Raw genomic sequence first — 17,315 nt, 5'->3', positions numbered from 1 at the left:
CAAAAGCGGCCTTTTTTAACTAACTAAGCTTAGCGCTTGTCAGTTGATACGAAGTCACGTTGCGTGTAACCAGTATACATTTGACGAGGGCGGCTGATCTTATGACCAGGTTGAGATAGCATCTCATCCCAGTGAGTGATCCAACCAACAGTACGTGCCATTGCAAAAATTACAGTGAACATGCTTGTTGGAATACCAATCGCTTTTAAGATAATACCTGAGTAGAAATCAACGTTAGGGTAAAGTTTCTTCTCTACAAAGTATGGGTCTTCAAGGGCAATTTGTTCAAGCTTCATTGCAATATCAAGAAGCGGATCTTGAATGTTAAGCTCTTCTAATACTTCGTGACACGTTTGACGCATTACTGTAGCGCGTGGGTCGAAGTTTTTGTAAACACGGTGACCAAAGCCCATGAGACGGAACGGATCAGACTTATCTTTTGCTTTTGCTACGTATTCATCAATACGATCAACAGAACCAATCTCTTCTAACATGTTTAAACATGCTTCGTTAGCACCGCCGTGAGCAGGGCCCCAAAGAGATGCGATACCCGCTGCAATACATGCATATGGGTTAGCGCCTGAAGAACCTGCTAAACGTACTGTTGACGTTGAAGCGTTTTGCTCATGATCAGCATGAAGCATGAAGATTTTATCCATTGCTTTAGCTGTCACAGGGTTAACTTTGTATTCTTCAGCCGGTACAGAGAACATCATGTGTAAGAAGTTTTCTGCGTAGCTTAAATCATTACGTGGGTAAACAAACGGTTGACCAATGTTTGTTTTGTACGCCATAGCTGCAATAGTCGGTAATTTAGCGACAAGTTTAATCGCGCTTGTTTTACGTTGGCTTGCATCAGTAATATCAAGATCTTCGTGGTAAAAAGAAGATAATGCGCCTACTACACCACATAGCATTGCCATTGGGTGAGCATCGAAGCGGAAACCTTGGAAAAAGTTAGCAATTTTCTCATCAAGCATTGTGTTGTGCGTGATTTCTTTTGCAAATGCATCGTATTGCTCTTTAGTTGGTAACTCACCGTTTAATAGTAAGTAACAAAGCTCGATGTAGTTAGAGTCTTCAGCTAATTGCTCAATTGGATAACCACGGTGAAGTAATACACCTTTACCACCATCAATGTAGGTGATTGCAGATTCACAAGAGCCAGTCGACATGAAACCTGGGTCATAAGTAAAGTGACCGTGTGAACCTAACGTACGTACGTCGATCACATCTTGGCCAGCAGTGCCTTGATAAATTGGAAGTTCGATTGGATCTAGTCCATCAATATGGACTGTGGCTTTTTTATCTGCCATCTATGTATCTCCTATTAAGATATCTATTCTGATTTTTAGATTTTTAAAGTTCTGAAATCTTGTTTTAAGCACATCTTCGCATTTTAACGTGAAAGAGGGGGTTAAAGTCAATTTTTATAAACATTATGCATATATGTATAATAAATATTCGGTATTAATTAAATATTATACTATCGGCTAATTCGCAAACGTCTCTAACTAAACAAGAATTGTAAAACAACCTTTGGGTATATATACTATCGGAGGTTTTAAACCGCTTTGTATTTAGGTAAACATATTTTTACAGCGTAATTTTTGCAGATTTGTGAACTTTTGCTGTATTGACACGTTTACTTTGATAGTTCCACCAGAAATTTTGGTGGGTTTTAGAAAAACAAGTAGATGAGCTCCAATGTGAGCAAGATGGGCAAGTAACTGTGAAAAAGCAAAGACCTGTAAATCTAGATCTAACAACTATATCTATGCCGGCAACGGCTAAAGCATCAATCTTTCACCGCGTCACCGGTGTTGCATTATTTTTTGCTTTAACGTTTGTCATTTGGGCTTGGTCTGAGTCTCTTTCTTCAGCTGAAGGTTTTGAATTCGTCAAGGGTCTGTTTAGCGGATTCATTGCCAAATTCATAGCTTGGGGCACACTTTCTGTATTGGGTTATCACCTTATTGGTGGTATCCGTCACATCATTATGGATATGGGCCACTGGGAAGAACTTGAATCAGGTAACCTTAGCGCTAAAATTGCAATGGCACTTGGCGTTGTATTTGCCGTACTGGCAGGGGTGTGGATATGGTCTTAAATCAAGCAACTCTTAAACGTGATGGTGTACAAGATTTCGTATCTTTACGTACCACGGCACTAGTAATCACCGCATACGCGATTTTTATTATCGGCTATTTTTTAGCAACGCCAGAAGTCACTTTCGAAGCCTGGACAGGCCTATTCTCTAATCTAGCAATGAAGGGTTTTACACTTATTACTCTTGTATGCATGATGGTTCATACCCGCATTGGCCTTTGGCAAGTTTTAACGGATTACGTTAAAAACGCTAAACTACGCGCTGTTTTAGGCTTTGTATTAAACCTGATGGCCGTTGCTTACGTAGCTATTGGTCTAATCGTTTTATGGGGTGTTTAAGTGAAATATTCTGTTCGTGAATTTGACGCCGTAGTAATTGGTGCAGGTGGTGCTGGTATGCGCGCCGCTCTTGCCATTACCGAATCTGGCAAAACGTGTGCATTAATATCTAAAGTATTCCCAACACGCTCACACACTGTATCTGCACAGGGTGGTATTACAGTAGCGCTAGGTAATTCACACGAAGACAACTGGGAATGGCATATGTACGATACCGTTAAAGGTTCCGATTTTATCGGTGACCAAGACGCTATCGAATACATGTGTCAAACAGGCCCAGAAGCTATTACTGAATTAGAAAACATGGGTTTACCATTTTCTCGTTTTGAAAATGGCCGTGTTTACCAACGTCCTTTCGGTGGTCAATCGAAAAACTTTGGTGGTGAACAAGCTGCACGTACTGCAGCAGCAGCTGACCGTACTGGTCACGCTTTATTACACCTTCTATACCAACAAAACGTTAAAAACCAAACTAATGTATTCTCTGAGTGGTATGCACTAGATTTAGTTAAAAACGACAATGGCGATGTAGTAGGCTGTACAGCAATTGAGATTGAAACAGGTGAAATCACTTTCTTCAAATCAAAAGCTGTTGTACTTGCAACCGGCGGTGCTGGTCGTATTTTCGCATCAACAACCAATGCTCACATTAATACGGGTGATGGTGTTGGTATGGCAGCTCGTGCAGGCGTTGCTATGCAAGATATGGAAATGTGGCAATTCCACCCAACGGGTATTGCAGGCGCTGGTACACTTGTAACGGAAGGTTGTCGTGGTGAAGGTGGTTATCTTTTAAATAAAGATGGCGAACGCTTCATGGAACGTTATGCACCAAACGCTAAAGACCTAGCGTCTCGTGACGTTGTAGCACGTTCAATGATGACTGAAATCCGTGAAGGCCGTGGCTGTGATGGTCCTTGGGGTCCACACCTTAAGCTGAAACTTGACCACTTAGGTGAAGAAACGCTTAACTTACGTCTACCAGGCGTATGTGACCTTGCTAAAACTTTCGCACACGTTGACCCTGCTAAAGAGCCAATTCCAGTAATACCAACTTGTCACTACATGATGGGTGGTGTTCCAACTAACGTAAATGGTCAAGCGCTACAAATCGATGCTAACGGCAACGAAAAAGTAGTAGAAGGCTTATTTGCAGTAGGTGAAATTGCCTGTGTATCTGTACATGGTGCAAACCGCCTAGGTGGTAACTCATTACTTGATTTAGTTGTATTTGGCCGTGCTGCGGGTAACTTCCTAGGTAAATACCTAAACGAAGTTGAAATTACTAAAGCACCGAAAGCATCTGATATTGACGCGTCTCTTGCACGCTTTAACCGTTGGGAAAATTCAACGGCTGGCCAAGGTGAAGACCCAGTTCAAATCAAAAAAGACCTACAACAATGTATGCAGCTTAACTTCTCGGTATTCCGTGAAGGTGAGTCTATGGCGACAGGTCTTAAAGAGCTTAAAGAAATTCGTGAACGTCTGCAGCATGCACGTCTTGATGATAAATCATCAGACTTCAACACGCAGCGTATCGAATGTCTTGAACTAGACAACTTAATGGAAACAGCTTACTCAACTGCAGTAGCTGCAAACTTCCGTACTGAAAGCCGTGGTGCACACTCTCGCTTTGACTACCCAGATCGTGATGACGAAAACTGGTTATGTCACTCAGTATTCAATCCGGTAACGGATGAAATGAGCAAGCGTGACGTAAACTACGCGCCTAAGACGCGTGAAGCGTTCCCACCTAAAGCACGTACCTACTAGGAGCGAGACGATGGCACAAGTACAATTTTCAGTTTATCGTTACAATCCTGATGTTGATAACGCACCTCGTATGCAAGAATATACTTTGCAAACAGAGGAAGGTCAGGACATGATGGTATTGGATGCACTTTTATTATTAAAAGAGCAAGATCCAACATTATCATTCCGTCGCTCATGTCGTGAAGGCGTGTGTGGCTCTGATGGCGTTAACATGAATGGTAAAAATGGTTTAGCATGTATTACACCATTATCTACGCTGCAAAAAGGCGGCAAAGGTACTATTGTAATTCGTCCTTTACCTGGCTTGCCTGTGGTACGTGACCTTGTTATTGACATGAGTCAGTTCTACACTCAGTACGAAAAAGTTAAACCATACCTAATTAACGATCAGCCAGCGGCTGGTGAGCGTCTTCAATCTATTGAAGAACGTGATAAATTAGATGGACTTTACGAGTGTATTTTATGTGCATGTTGTTCTACATCGTGTCCTTCGTTCTGGTGGAATCCAGACAAGTTCATTGGTCCAGCAGGCCTTCTTCATGCTTACCGTTTCTTGGCAGATAGCCGCGATACGGCAACTGAAGAACGTTTAGCAGACTTAGACGATGCGTTCAGTGTGTTCCGTTGCCACAGTATCATGAACTGTGTTAGCGTTTGTCCTAAAGGTCTTAACCCGACCAAAGCAATTGGACAAATTAAATCTATGTTATTAAACCGCGCGGTTTAATCACTTAGTAACGTAAGATGGCTAATATTTTTATTAGCCATCTTGTTATGACAACTATTAATTTCTGCGCTAAAGAAAAGGGCTTATAAATGCACGAAGGTGTGATGAAGGCATGGCTAGAATCTTCACATTTAAACGGCGGCAACGTTGCTTATGTAGAAGAGCTTTATGAAGCGTATTTAGATGATGCGACTTCTGTGCCAGAAGAATGGCGAGAAGTGTTCGAACAATTACCTAAAGTAGATGGTGTGGATGTTGAAGTAAAGCATTCAGAAGTTCGTTCACAGTTTGCGGCGCTTGCTAAAAACAAGCATAGAGAGGTAGTGGTAGCAGAGGGTAGTGGCGGTGACCTTAAACAGGTTAAAGTACTACAACTTATTAATGCTTTCCGCTTTCGAGGACACCAAAATGCTAACCTAGATCCATTAGGCATTTGGCAACGAGAGCGTGTTCGAGATTTAGAGCTAGAATACCACGACTTATCTAAAGCTGATTTTGACCGCGAATTTAACGTAGGATCGTTTGCCGTAGGCCGCGATACTATGCCTTTAGGTGAACTATACCAGGCACTTAAAACCACCTATTGTGGTTCTATTGGTGCTGAGTATATGCACATCACATCAACAGAAGAAAAGCGTTGGTTACAACAGCGTTTAGAATCTGTTCAATCACGACCTACTTTTTCTAAAGAAGAAAAACTGCGTATCCTTAAAGGATTAACCGCAGCAGATGGTCTTGAAAAATATTTAGGTGCAAAGTTCCCTGGTGCTAAGCGTTTCTCACTTGAAGGTGGTGATGCGTTAGTTCCTATGCTTAAAGAACTTATTCACCGTGCTGGCGAAAGCGGGCAAAAAGAAGCAGTTATTGGTATGGCCCACCGTGGTCGCTTAAACGTCCTAGTTAATGTGTTAGGTAAAAACCCATCTGAGTTATTCGATGAGTTTGCTGGTAAACACAAAGACACGTTAAGCTCTGGTGACGTTAAATACCATATGGGTTATTCATCTGACTTTGCGACCAAAGGTGGCAATGTTCATATGGCACTTGCGTTTAACCCTTCTCACCTAGAAATTGTTAACCCTGTTGTTATGGGATCGGTAAGAGCGCGTTTAGACCGTTTAGGTGACAGTTCAGGTAGCAAAGCATTACCTATTACTATCCACGGTGACTCTGCGATTACAGGCCAAGGTGTTGTACAAGAAACATTTAACTTGTCGCAAACAAATGCCTTCTCATGTGGTGGTAGTATCCGTATTGTTGTAAATAACCAAGTTGGTTTTACAACCTCAAAACAAGACGACGTACGTTCTACAGATTACTGTACTGACATTGCTAAAATGGTTCAGTCACCAATCTTCCACGTTAACTCTGATGACCCTGAAGCCGTTGCATTTGTTACACAACTTGCACTTGATTTTAGAAACCAGTTTAAACGTGACGTAGTAATCGATTTAGTATGTTATCGCCGCCATGGTCATAACGAAGCTGATGAGCCTAATGCAACACAGCCTCTTATGTACCAAAAAATTAAAAAGCATGCGGTTCCGCGTTTAATTTACGCTGATCAACTTATGTCTGAAGGCTCATTCACTGAGAGTGAAATTAAAGCTTTAGCTGATGAATACCGTAACGGCTTAGATGAAGGTAACTGTGTTGTTGAAGAAATTCAGCCAGAAACTTCGCACTCATCTGATTGGGCAAAATATGTTGGCCATGAGTGGAATGTTGAGTACGACGCAAGCGTACCGGTAGATAAGCTAAAAGCACTTGGCGAACAAGTTGCGCAGTTCCCTGAACAATATAAAGCACAGTCTCGTGTTAAAAAGATTTACGATGACCGTAAGCTTATGGCAAGTGGCGAAAAACCACTAGATTGGGGTATGGCAGAAACACTTGCTTATGCAACAATTGCCTCTGAAGGCACAGATATACGTTTAACTGGCCAAGACTCAGGGCGTGGTACTTTCTTCCACCGCCATGCTGTAGTACATAGCCAGTCGGATGGTTCAACTTACCTCCCTCTTCAAAATTTAAGTGAAGACCAAGGTACCTTTGAAGTATTTGATTCTGTTTTATCAGAAGAAGCGGTACTTGCTTTTGAATATGGTTATGCAACAGCTGAACCTACATCATTAGTCCTTTGGGAAGCCCAGTTTGGTGACTTCGCAAATGGTGCACAAGTCGTATTTGACCAGTTCTTAAGCTCTGGTGAGCAAAAGTGGGGCCGTTTATGTGGCTTAACATGTTTGCTTCCGCATGGTTATGAAGGTCAAGGCCCAGAGCATAGTTCTGCACGTTTAGAGCGTTTTTTACAGCTTTGTGCCGATCACAACATGCAAGTGTGTGTTCCTTCAACACCTGCACAAGTTTACGCTATGCTACGTCGTCAATCAGTTAGACCACTTCGTCGTCCATTGATTGTAATGACACCAAAATCACTACTTCGTCACCCACTTGCGGTATCTTCACTTGAAGAACTTTCACAAGGTGTATTCCACAATATGATCGACGAAATCGATGATATTAACCCTGAGAAAGTAGAACGCGTAGTATTTTGTAGTGGTAAAGTTTATTACGAACTATTACAAGAGCGTCGTAAGCTTGAGCAAGACAACATTGCTATTGTACGTGTGGAGCAGTTATACCCGTTCCCACATGCAGAAATGGACACGATTATGGAACGTTACCAACACGTTACTGATTTTGTTTGGTGTCAAGAAGAGCCACAAAACCAAGGTGCTTGGTACTGTTCGCAACATCACTTTATTGATGCAATCCCACAGGGTGCTAAATTGACTTACGCAGGGCGTAAGGCGTCGGCATCTCCAGCGTGTGGTTACATGTCAGTACATACTAAAGAACAACAAGCGCTCGTTGCAGACGCGCTTACTATACAAAAGAAAGGATAAGCAATGAGCACAGAAATTAAAGTTCCTGTTCTTCCTGAGTCGGTTGCAGATGCTACCGTTGCTACATGGCATGTAAGTGTAGGCGACAAAGTAAGCCGTGACCAAAACTTAGTAGACATTGAAACAGATAAAGTGGTTTTAGAAGTGGTTGCACAAAATGACGGTGTAATTACTGAAATATCACAAGAAGAAGGTGCAACAGTACTTGGCGACCAAGTTATCGGTTTACTTGGTGATGCTGATGCAGCACCAGCAAGTGACAGTGCTCCGGCTAAAGAAGAAGCCGCACCTGAAAAATCAGAAGACGCGCCTGCGGCGCAATCAGCTCCAGCATCAGAAGGTAAAGAAGTGGACATTAAAGTACCTGTACTTCCAGAATCAGTTGCAGACGCAACAATTGCTACATGGCATGTACAACCAGGTGAAGCGGTAACTCGCGACCAAAACTTGGTAGATATTGAAACTGATAAAGTTGTTCTTGAAGTAGTAGCTCAAGAAGACGGTATCATGGGCGAGCAACTAAACGCAGAAGGCGATACTGTACTTGGCGAGCAAGTTATTGGTAACGTTAAAGCGGGCGGCGCTCCAGCGGCACCTGCAGCTAAAGCAGAAGAAGCGCCTGCTGCAAGTGAGTCTAACGATAGCTCAGATGTGTTAACGCCGTCTGTACGTCGTTTAATCGCTGAAAAAGGGCTTGATGCGTCTAAAATTAAAGGCACAGGTAAAAACGGCCGTGTAACTAAAGAAGACGTTGATACTTTCTTAAAAGCACCTGCTCCAGCTGCTAAAAAAGAAGCTGCTTCAGCACCTGCTGCACCTATGGGTGACCGTACACAAAAACGTGTACCAATGACGCGCTTACGTAAAACCATTGCTAATCGTTTATTAGAAGCGAAAAACTCAACAGCAATGTTAACTACATTTAACGAAGTAAACATGAAACCTATCATGGACCTTCGTAAGCAATACCAAGAAGTATTCGAGAAGCGTCACGGTATTCGTTTAGGCTTTATGTCTTTCTACGTGAAAGCAGTAACTGAAGCACTTAAGCGTTTCCCTGACGTAAATGCATCAATTGATGGTGACGATATTGTTTACCACAATTACTTTGATATCAGCATCGCTGTATCTACACCACGTGGTTTAGTTACACCAGTACTTAAAGATTGCGACAAACTATCTGTTGCTGAAATCGAGAAAGGTATTCGTGAATTAGCCCTTAAAGGCCGTGACGGTAAACTAACACTTGACGATATGACAGGTGGTAACTTTACCATTACTAACGGTGGTGTATTTGGTTCGTTACTTTCTACGCCTATTATTAACTTACCACAGTCATCAATCTTGGGTATGCACAAAATCCAAGAGCGTCCTATGGCTGTAAATGGTAAAGTTGAAATTCTTCCTATGATGTATTTGGCACTATCTTACGATCACCGCCAAATCGATGGTAAAGAATCTGTTGGTTTCTTAGTAACTATTAAAGAGTTACTTGAAGATCCAACTCGCTTATTACTGGATGTTTAATCGAGTAGTATGAAATATAAGCTGTGAATGACAATTCACAGCTTTTTTTTTGCGCCTTTGGTGTTACTGGGGTTTTCATGTTAAGCCTTGGGATCTATACTAGGTGCGCAATTTGGGATAGCTGTTTATTTGCATAAATATTCAGCTCTTTTAGTATAAAAAATTGGATAAAGCATCATGAATTTGCATGAGTATCAGGCAAAACAACTTTTTGCCGAATATGGTTTACCAGTTTCTCAAGGTTTCGCTTGCGATACACCTGAAGAAGCTGCAGCAGCTGCCGAAAAAATTGGCGGTGATATGTGGGTTGTTAAAACTCAGGTTCACGCAGGTGGCCGTGGTAAAGCTGGCGGTGTTAAGCTAGTTAAAACAATCGAAGAAGTAAAAGAATTCGCTGCAAACTGGTTAGGTAAAAACTTAGTTACTTACCAAACAGACGAAAATGGTCAGCCTGTTGCTAAAATTTTAGTAGAAAGCTGTACAGATATCGCTAACGAATTGTACTTAGGTGCAGTTGTTGACCGTGCTTCTCGCAAAGTTGTTTTCATGGCGTCTACTGAAGGCGGTGTTGAAATTGAAACTGTTGCTGAAGAAACTCCAGAGCTTATCCACAAAGCAGAGATCGATCCATTAGTGGGTCCTCAAGCTTACCAAGCACGTGAGTTAGGTTTTAAACTGGGTCTTAACCCTACACAAATGAAGCAGTTCGTTAAGATCTTTATGGGTCTTGGCAACATGTTCAACGATTTTGATTTCGCTCTTCTTGAAATCAACCCGTTAGTAATCACAGACGAAGGTAACCTTCACTGTCTTGACGGCAAAATTGGTATCGATGGTAATGCACTTTACCGTCAACCAAAAATCCGTGAAATGCACGATCCATCTCAAGAAGATGCACGTGAAGCTCACGCAGCAAGCTTCGAGCTTAACTACGTAGCACTAGATGGTAACGTAGGTTGTATGGTTAACGGTGCAGGCCTAGCAATGGGTACTATGGACATCGTAAACCTACACGGCGGCAAGCCAGCTAACTTCCTAGATGTTGGTGGCGGCGCGACTAAAGAGCGTGTTTCTGAAGCATTCAAAATCATCCTTTCTGACGATAACGTAAAAGCTGTTTTAGTTAACATTTTTGGTGGTATCGTACGTTGTGACATGATTGCTGAAGGTATCATTGGCGCAGTTAAAGAAGTAGGTGTAAACGTGCCTGTAGTTGTACGTTTAGAAGGTACTAACGCTGAATTAGGTCGTGACGTTCTTAAGAACTCTGGCCTAGATATCATCGCTGCTGAATCACTAACAGACGCTGCTGAGAAAGTTGTAGCTGCTGCGGAGGGCAAATAATGTCTGTATTAATCAATAAAGATACAAAAGTTATCTGTCAAGGTTTCACTGGTGGCCAAGGTACTTTCCACTCTGAGCAAGCGCTTGAGTACGGTACACAAATGGTTGGTGGTGTAAGCCCAGGTAAAGGCGGTCAAACGCACCTTGGTCTTCCAGTATTCAACACAGTACGCGATGCAGTTAAAGAAACAGGCGCAACAGCGTCAGTTATCTACGTACCAGCACCGTTCTGTAAAGATGCAATCTTAGAAGCTATCGATGCGGGCATCGAGCTAATCGTTTGTATCACTGAAGGTATCCCAACGCTAGACATGGTTGACGTTAAAGTTAAGCTTGATAACTCTGGTGTTCGTATGATCGGTCCTAACTGTCCAGGTGTTATCACTCCTGGTGAGACTAAGATTGGTATCATGCCTGGTCACATCCACAAGCCTGGTAAAGTAGGTATTGTTTCTCGCTCTGGTACTTTAACGTACGAAGCGGTTAAACAAACTACAGACGCTGGTTTTGGTCAGTCTACGTGTGTTGGTATTGGTGGCGACCCAATCCCAGGTACTAACTTTATCGACGTGCTAGAAATGTTCGAAAAAGATCCACAAACTGAAGCAATCGTAATGATTGGTGAAATTGGTGGTACTGCAGAGGAAGAAGCTGCAGAGTACATTAAAGCTAACGTAACTAAGCCTGTTGTTTCTTACATTGCTGGTGTAACTGCACCAGAAGGTAAGCGTATGGGTCACGCTGGCGCAATCATCGCAGGCGGTAAAGGTACTGCTGATGAGAAATTTGCTGCACTAGAAGCTGCTGGCGTACAAACTGTACGTTCACTTGCTGATATCGGTAAAGCACTTAAAGAGAAAACAGGCTGGTAATCAGTTTGCTTAATCTTTAAAAAGGCTCGCATTTGCGAGCCTTTTTGTTATTGGCTAAAAAATTAGTATGGGTAACTAATGTGTTGAAAAAACCGTACTAATAAATCTTGTCGTTCTTTATTTATTGCCAGCTCTGAGCACATAGCGTGTATTGTTTTTTCTACTTGATTCATAAAGCGGCCGTAGCCCATTTCATGTTTATCTTTATGGGTGGCAACAATCACAAAATGTAGTGACTCAACTAATTTTTCAGCATTGAAAAAAATATGTATTTGCGTGGCTGTGCCATTCACATCAAAACTTATTTTTTGCAATTCTGAATTCCCATCATTTTTATCTATTTGGCTATTACGCACTATGGGCCTTGCACCATTAGCAACCATAGCGCCGTGAGATAATTCGTATCGATCGCAGCACCCTTTAAATGATTGGGCAAAGTAGTTATAAAACTCAGTGTAATTATTTTTGTTTATTAAGCTTTGAAATTGCGTTTTAATGCCGCGCGAAACCGGTATAGAAAACGTTGCATAGGTCATTTCTGCATGCTCGGCGGGTATTTTACATTGGCGAGCTAAATAACGAGGGTATAGGCTTCTAAGTTTGTAGCCGTAACTTTGGTAGCAGCCTTTGCTCTTGGCAAATAAGTCATAGGTTAAATGCTGATGATCGCGAAGCTTAAACTGGGGTTGTTCAATAAATAATTGTGTTTGTAAATTATCTAACACTTTTTGCACCCTGCTGTGAAATTGTGCCGAGCTTGCGCGTAAATCATCACCGGTAGCTAAAAATAACAAGCGAATTTTTTTACTTTTAAAAGTAGGGGTGTAGTGTAGTTTGTGCGCCTCGTGGTAACGCGGGTTGTAAAAAAACAACATTTGCTTTGCTGTTTCTAATTGATACGACTCATCATGAAATCTGACCACAGGTAATTTGTCGTTAGCGAGTAGATGTACATTATGTAGCTCGTATTCATCACAGCTTGCAAATAGTTGCTTGGCAATGCGGGTATAGCAACTATCGATATCGCTAAAACTAGTGTAAAAGTCATCAGTGGGTGTTATTTCAGCGAGTAAATAGTGATTAGCTCGCGCATTTGTTGGAATATAAACTCTGTGTTGTGTAGAACTGGCCATCTTTGAATCCTTTTAAGGAGCTTAAGTTTAGGTACTATAAATGCCTTTCATGACTCAAATATTGCGCTAAAACAAATTTAAGTAATAAACTAATGCACCATTGCCATAATAACTAGAATAAACCCGCATCTAGTGCTGTATGTTAGTGTTTGTTTTTGTAATAATGCATTAGTTTTGTTATCACGAATATTCAGAGGATCGCACTCCTATGGCGGAAATTGAGAATCGCCCAAGTAACTTTATAAGAACTCGAATTGATGAAGATTTAGCAAGTGGCAAACATGCAACTACGCATACACGTTTTCCACCTGAACCAAATGGCTTTTTACATATTGGCCATGCAAAATCAATTTGTTTGAATTTTGGCATTGCAAAAGATTACGATGGTTTATGTAACCTACGTTTTGATGATACAAACCCAGAAAAAGAAGATATTAACTACGTTAATTCAATCAAAGAAGACGTGCAGTGGTTAGGCTTCAACTGGAGTGGTGAGATAAAATATTCGTCAAACTATTTTGATACCCTATACGGCTATGCAGTAGAGCTTATTGAAAAAGGCTTAGCGTATGTTTGTTTTTTAACGGCCGATCAAGCACGCGAGTATCGCGGTACGTTAAAAGAGCCGGGTAAAAACAGTCCATACAGAGACACCTCAGTAGAAGAAAACCTCGCATTGTTTGAAAAAATGCGCGCGGGTGAATTCAAAGAAGGTGAGTGTGTTCTACGCGCTAAAATTGATATGGCAAGCTCATTTATGGTGCTTCGCGATCCAATTATTTATCGCGTTCGTTTTGCTCATCACCATCAAACAGGTGACAAGTGGTGCATTTACCCAATGTATGACTTCACACATTGTATTTCTGATGCGCTTGAGGGGATAACCCATTCATTGTGTACACTTGAGTTTCAAGATAACCGTCGTTTATACGACTGGGTACTTGATAATATCAGCCTTGAGTGCCACCCACAGCAAATTGAGTTTTCGCGCTTAAATCTTGAATACACAATTATGTCTAAGCGTAAGCTAAACGACTTAGTTGTAAATAACTATGTAGAAGGGTGGGATGACCCACGTATGCCAACTATTGCTGGTTTACGTCGTCGTGGTTATACACCGGCTTCAATACGTGAGTTCTGTTTACGTATCGGTGTGACTAAGCAAGAAAACATGGTTGAAATGGGCATGCTTGAAGCGTGTATCCGTGAAGACTTAAATGAAAACGCACCACGTGCAATGGCAGTACTCGATCCAGTTAAAGTGGTAATAGAAAACTTAGATGCAGATAAAGTAGAAACATTGTCGGTAGCTAACCACCCTAATAAAGAAGAAATGGGGCGTCGTGAAGTACCGTTTACTCGTGAGCTTTTCATTGAGCGTGAAGATTTCCGCGAAGAAGCGAATAATAAATTTAAACGCTTAGTACTTGATAAAGAAGTACGCTTACGTGGTGCTTATGTAATTAAAGCACAGCGTGTAGAAAAAGATGAAAATGGTGAAATTACCACTATTTACTGTACTTACGACAACGAGACACTAGGTAAAAACCCAAGTGACGGTCGTAAAGTAAAAGGGGTTATTCATTGGGTTTCTGCGCCTGAGTCGGTTAATGCAGAAGTTAGATTGTATGACCGTTTATTTAATGTACCAAACCCAGGTGCAGCTGAAGAGTTCGAATCGACACTTAATCCTGATTCGTTAGTTGTATTAGAAAATGCAAAACTAGAAGCATCGCTTGCTAAAGCCGAACCGGCTCAAGGCTTCCAGTTTGAGCGTACTGGCTATTTCTCACGTGATACAAAGTCAGAAAATTTAGTATTCAACCAAACGGTTGGTCTTAGAGATTCATGGGCTAAAATCGAGAAGCAGTAACGCTTTTAAAATACCAATTTGCATAATATCTCATTATTGCAAATTGGTATTAAACACAGTTTAAATGTTTAATTTTAAGCACAAAAAAACCTGCAATAGCAGGTTTTTTTATTTCTATAGCGCGTTATTAGCTATTTGAATCGCTAAATGCTTTACACGCTGCTTTGTCTTGACACTCACCGTATAGGTATAAAGAGTGATTTGTTAGTGTAATACCGTTTTCTTCGGCTATTTCTAACTGGCGACGTTCAATTAAGTCATCTTCAAATTCAACAACTTTACCACATTTTAAACACACTAGGTGGTCGTGGTGAGTGCTGCCAGAAAGTTCAAATACTGACTTTCCGCCTTCAAAATGGTGACGGCTTACAATACCTGCGTCATCAAATTGGTTTAATACACGGTAAACAGTCGCAAGACCAATTTCTTCACCTAAATCTAAAAGAATTTTGTATACATCTTCAGCGCTGATGTGTTGGTTATCTGGAGATTGTAGAATTTCTAAGATTTTAATACGCGGTAAAGTTACTTTTAAACCGGCTTTTTTAAGTTCCAAGTTATGATCAGTCATTAAATCTGTCTCAAATTTGTTTGGTTATACTAGACATCTCTTACAGATGCACACGACACATTAGCAATAACAAGGATAACGCGCCTAAGCACTGAGTGCAAAGAACAATTGATCAATTTTGCTATTAATTCTAAAGTCGCTAACTGTTTGATAATTATTTAAACAGTTAGCGATAAAGGGGGGGAGGTTAGTCTGCTAGTTCGCTTAAGCACATTTCATCATATACTTGTGCGCACCATGCTTTAACACGTTGCTCTGTTAATTCAGGTTGGCGGTCTTCATCAATACCTAAGCCTACAAAGTGCGTGTCATCAGCCATACCTTTAGATGCTTCAAAGTCGTAGCCTTCACTAGACCAATGACCAACCACAATAGCACCGCGCTCGGTAACGATATCGTTGATCATACCCATAGCGTCTAAAAAGTATTCTGCGTAGTCTTCTTGGTCGCCACAACCAAAAATAGCCACTAGCTTTCCTTCAAAGTCTACTTCTTCAAGCTCAGGGAAAAAATCATCCCAATCACATTGTGCTTCACCGTAGTACCAAGTAGGAATACCGAATAAGATTAAATCGAACTCTGCAATCTCTTCTTTAGAGCTTTTTGCAATGTCGTGAACAGCCACAAGCTTTTTACCCAATTCTTTTTGGATCATTTTTGCTACGTGTTCTGTATTACCTGTGTCACTTCCGAAAAAAATGCCTACACTTGCCATGGACTTCAAACCTTTTATCTATCAATAGCCAATCTTTCTTGTAAAATTGTTTCAATCAGCGCACTACGGCTAATATTTTGTGCATCTGCCATATCACTCAGTGCCTGATATAACTGTGATGAAACTTTAAATTCTACACGCTTTAAACCGCGTGCTTTATCTCGTTTTATTTGATTACGTTTATTAACCTTTAACTGCATATCCCTTGGTAAAGGGTTCGTTTTAGGCCTGCCTGGGCGCTTTTCGTATTCAAATAAATCGGGAGTTGTTCTATCTGTTTCTGACTTCGCCATGCCTAACCTACACCTGCACCTTGCCAAAAAACTTGTATAAGTCCTTTCGCAATAAAGCCAGAACACCCTAAAAAGAGGACGCCCCACACAATGTAGCGACCAAACTTAGGTACGTTACCACTATTAAGTACGTCTTTAATTGCCAGGCCGATGAATACAAAAATACCGGCTAAGCCAAAGTACAACCCTAGGGTATCAAATTCGTTAATAAACTGACTGACCATCAACGTATAACCTTTAAATTAAACGGCGCGTACTATAGCATATAAATATGCATTAATTTAGTACGGATAACCAAAAACACATGATTAAAATTGCATTAAAGCCCTGTTAAAAAGTCATTTATTGCTTTATTAACTGCAGCGGGTTTTTGAGCATGAAGCCAATGTCCTGCACCGTGTATAATTTTTGCTCGTGTATTTTTAAAGCGCTTTGTTATTTCATCGCGGTATTCTGGCAGTATGTAATCAGAATCATTGCCTTTGATAAATAAAGTATCGCACAAACAAGAATTATTTTCATTAACATTAGCTGTGATTGTCGAATATTTTTCATCAAGTACATCTAAATTAAATCGCCATTTGTACTGTCCATCGTCGTTTTTAGCTAAGCTTTTTAGTAAAAACTGCCTAACACCTAGCTCATTAATGTACTCGCTCATAATAGCATCAGCTTGTTTTCTATCAGTAACCTGGCTAGTTGCCACTTTTTTTAGTGCATTAATAATTTGTGTGTGGCGGGCAGGGTAACTCACAGGGGCAATATCAAGTACCACCAGCTTATTTACTTTTTGGCTATGCATTAGCGCCACTTCCATCGCCACTTTACCGCCCATTGAATGGCCAATCAGGTGCGCATTGTTAATATTTAACGCGTTCATTAGCTCAACAATATCTGCGGCCATTGCAGGGTAGTTCATTTCATTACTGTGCGGTGAAGCGCCATGGTTACGCAAATCTACATTCGTTACCCTAAAGTGCTCGCTCAATGGTTTTGCAATAACATTTAGGTTTTCTAAAGAGCCAAATAAACCATGAATGATCACTACATCCGGACCTTCACCGTATTGTTTATAGTTTAATAGCATGACCGCCTCCTAAAATTTTGGCTTAGTTTGCCGAGCATTGCCC

16 protein-coding genes are annotated in these 17,315 nt (G+C 41.1%); 9 read left to right on the top strand and 7 right to left on the bottom strand.

Going from position 1 to position 17,315, the window contains the following annotated elements; genetic code table 11:
* Window positions 1-29: 29 nt before the first annotated feature.
* Window positions 30-1,316 carry a citrate synthase gene (locus PSH54_RS16680; RefSeq protein ID WP_004586686.1) on the bottom strand — a complete coding sequence of 429 codons (1,287 nt, stop codon included), beginning with the start codon at window positions 1,314-1,316 and terminating at the stop codon, window positions 30-32.
* A gap of 416 nt (window positions 1,317-1,732) precedes the next feature.
* Between PSH54_RS16680 and sdhC the strand changes: the two genes are divergently transcribed.
* The 8 genes from sdhC to sucD all read left to right on the top strand — a co-directional run bounded on the left by sdhC (window position 1,733) and on the right by sucD (window position 11,600).
* Entirely contained in the window at window positions 1,733-2,110 is a 378-nt protein-coding gene (gene sdhC / locus PSH54_RS16675; protein WP_084554498.1) for a succinate dehydrogenase, cytochrome b556 subunit, read from the top strand.
* Window positions 2,101-2,448 carry a succinate dehydrogenase, hydrophobic membrane anchor protein gene (gene sdhD, locus PSH54_RS16670; RefSeq protein ID WP_004586684.1) on the top strand — a complete coding sequence of 116 codons (348 nt, stop codon included), beginning with the start codon at window positions 2,101-2,103 and terminating at the stop codon, window positions 2,446-2,448. The genes sdhC and sdhD overlap by 10 nt, the downstream gene beginning before the upstream one ends.
* Window positions 2,449-4,221, top strand: a complete 1,773-nt coding sequence (gene sdhA / locus PSH54_RS16665; protein WP_273606645.1) for a succinate dehydrogenase flavoprotein subunit — start codon at window positions 2,449-2,451, stop codon at window positions 4,219-4,221.
* Window positions 4,222-4,231: 10 nt separating this feature from the next.
* Entirely contained in the window at window positions 4,232-4,948 is a 717-nt protein-coding gene (locus PSH54_RS16660) for a succinate dehydrogenase iron-sulfur subunit (protein ID WP_004586682.1), read from the top strand.
* An 89-nt stretch (window positions 4,949-5,037) separates the two neighbouring features.
* Window positions 5,038-7,857 (top strand): 2-oxoglutarate dehydrogenase E1 component, encoded by a 2,820-nt coding sequence (locus PSH54_RS16655; RefSeq protein WP_004586681.1) that lies wholly within the window; start codon window positions 5,038-5,040, stop codon window positions 7,855-7,857.
* A gap of 3 nt (window positions 7,858-7,860) precedes the next feature.
* Complete coding sequence (odhB, locus tag PSH54_RS16650; RefSeq protein ID WP_024033546.1) at window positions 7,861-9,384, top strand: 2-oxoglutarate dehydrogenase complex dihydrolipoyllysine-residue succinyltransferase; 1,524 nt, start codon at window positions 7,861-7,863, stop codon at window positions 9,382-9,384.
* Between the two features lie 177 nt (window positions 9,385-9,561).
* Window positions 9,562-10,728, top strand: coding sequence for an ADP-forming succinate--CoA ligase subunit beta (sucC, locus tag PSH54_RS16645; protein WP_004586679.1), 1,167 nt, complete (start codon window positions 9,562-9,564; stop codon window positions 10,726-10,728).
* Window positions 10,728-11,600, top strand: coding sequence for a succinate--CoA ligase subunit alpha (gene sucD, locus PSH54_RS16640; protein ID WP_004586678.1), 873 nt, complete (start codon window positions 10,728-10,730; stop codon window positions 11,598-11,600). The genes sucC and sucD overlap by 1 nt, the downstream gene beginning before the upstream one ends.
* A 62-nt stretch (window positions 11,601-11,662) precedes the next feature.
* On the opposite strand, the gene PSH54_RS16635 is transcribed toward sucD, so the two are convergent.
* Entirely contained in the window at window positions 11,663-12,733 is a 1,071-nt protein-coding gene (locus tag PSH54_RS16635; protein WP_273606644.1) for a DUF3083 family protein, read from the bottom strand.
* Between the two features lie 208 nt (window positions 12,734-12,941).
* Between PSH54_RS16635 and glnS the strand changes: the two genes are divergently transcribed.
* Entirely contained in the window at window positions 12,942-14,606 is a 1,665-nt protein-coding gene (glnS, locus tag PSH54_RS16630) for a glutamine--tRNA ligase (protein WP_273606643.1), read from the top strand.
* 127 nt (window positions 14,607-14,733) lie between these two features.
* Here the strand turns inward: glnS and fur are convergent, their stop codons facing one another.
* The 5 genes from fur to PSH54_RS16605 form a co-directional block, all read right to left on the bottom strand.
* Window positions 14,734-15,177, bottom strand: a complete 444-nt coding sequence (gene fur, locus PSH54_RS16625; RefSeq protein ID WP_004586675.1) for a ferric iron uptake transcriptional regulator — start codon at window positions 15,175-15,177, stop codon at window positions 14,734-14,736.
* A 187-nt stretch (window positions 15,178-15,364) separates the two neighbouring features.
* Complete coding sequence (gene fldA, locus PSH54_RS16620) at window positions 15,365-15,892, bottom strand: flavodoxin FldA (protein ID WP_004586674.1); 528 nt, start codon at window positions 15,890-15,892, stop codon at window positions 15,365-15,367.
* Window positions 15,893-15,906: 14 nt separating this feature from the next.
* Window positions 15,907-16,185, bottom strand: coding sequence for a LexA regulated protein (gene ybfE, locus PSH54_RS16615; RefSeq protein ID WP_004586673.1), 279 nt, complete (start codon window positions 16,183-16,185; stop codon window positions 15,907-15,909).
* A 2-nt stretch (window positions 16,186-16,187) separates the two neighbouring features.
* Complete coding sequence (locus PSH54_RS16610) at window positions 16,188-16,409, bottom strand: DUF2788 domain-containing protein (protein ID WP_004586672.1); 222 nt, start codon at window positions 16,407-16,409, stop codon at window positions 16,188-16,190.
* A gap of 95 nt (window positions 16,410-16,504) precedes the next feature.
* The gene (locus PSH54_RS16605; protein WP_055253688.1) at window positions 16,505-17,272 is read right to left on the bottom strand and encodes an alpha/beta fold hydrolase; all 768 of its coding nucleotides are present in this window, start codon (window positions 17,270-17,272) and stop codon (window positions 16,505-16,507) included.
* Window positions 17,273-17,315 lie beyond the last annotated feature (43 nt).

The organism is Pseudoalteromonas sp. Angola-30 (assembly GCF_028599215.1).
Taxonomy (GTDB): Bacteria; Pseudomonadota; Gammaproteobacteria; order Enterobacterales; family Alteromonadaceae; genus Pseudoalteromonas; species Pseudoalteromonas atlantica.
Note: the sequence above shows the minus strand (reverse complement) of the source record. Positions and strands in the feature narration are given on the sequence as shown.

Coding starts and splice junctions, on each gene's coding strand:
- sucD (WP_004586678.1), top strand. CDS start 10,728: ATGTCTGTATTAATCAATAAAGATACAAAAGTTATCTGTCAAGGTTTC.
- ybfE (WP_004586673.1), bottom strand. CDS start 16,185: ATGGCGAAGTCAGAAACAGATAGAACAACTCCCGATTTATTTGAATAC.
- PSH54_RS16660 (WP_004586682.1), top strand. CDS start 4,232: ATGGCACAAGTACAATTTTCAGTTTATCGTTACAATCCTGATGTTGAT.
- PSH54_RS16635 (WP_273606644.1), bottom strand. CDS start 12,733: ATGGCCAGTTCTACACAACACAGAGTTTATATTCCAACAAATGCGCGA.
- PSH54_RS16680 (WP_004586686.1), bottom strand. CDS start 1,316: ATGGCAGATAAAAAAGCCACAGTCCATATTGATGGACTAGATCCAATC.
- sucC (WP_004586679.1), top strand. CDS start 9,562: ATGAATTTGCATGAGTATCAGGCAAAACAACTTTTTGCCGAATATGGT.
- fldA (WP_004586674.1), bottom strand. CDS start 15,892: ATGGCAAGTGTAGGCATTTTTTTCGGAAGTGACACAGGTAATACAGAA.
- sdhD (WP_004586684.1), top strand. CDS start 2,101: ATGGTCTTAAATCAAGCAACTCTTAAACGTGATGGTGTACAAGATTTC.
- fur (WP_004586675.1), bottom strand. CDS start 15,177: ATGACTGATCATAACTTGGAACTTAAAAAAGCCGGTTTAAAAGTAACT.
- PSH54_RS16605 (WP_055253688.1), bottom strand. CDS start 17,272: ATGCTATTAAACTATAAACAATACGGTGAAGGTCCGGATGTAGTGATC.
- PSH54_RS16610 (WP_004586672.1), bottom strand. CDS start 16,409: ATGGTCAGTCAGTTTATTAACGAATTTGATACCCTAGGGTTGTACTTT.
- PSH54_RS16655 (WP_004586681.1), top strand. CDS start 5,038: ATGCACGAAGGTGTGATGAAGGCATGGCTAGAATCTTCACATTTAAAC.
- glnS (WP_273606643.1), top strand. CDS start 12,942: ATGGCGGAAATTGAGAATCGCCCAAGTAACTTTATAAGAACTCGAATT.
- odhB (WP_024033546.1), top strand. CDS start 7,861: ATGAGCACAGAAATTAAAGTTCCTGTTCTTCCTGAGTCGGTTGCAGAT.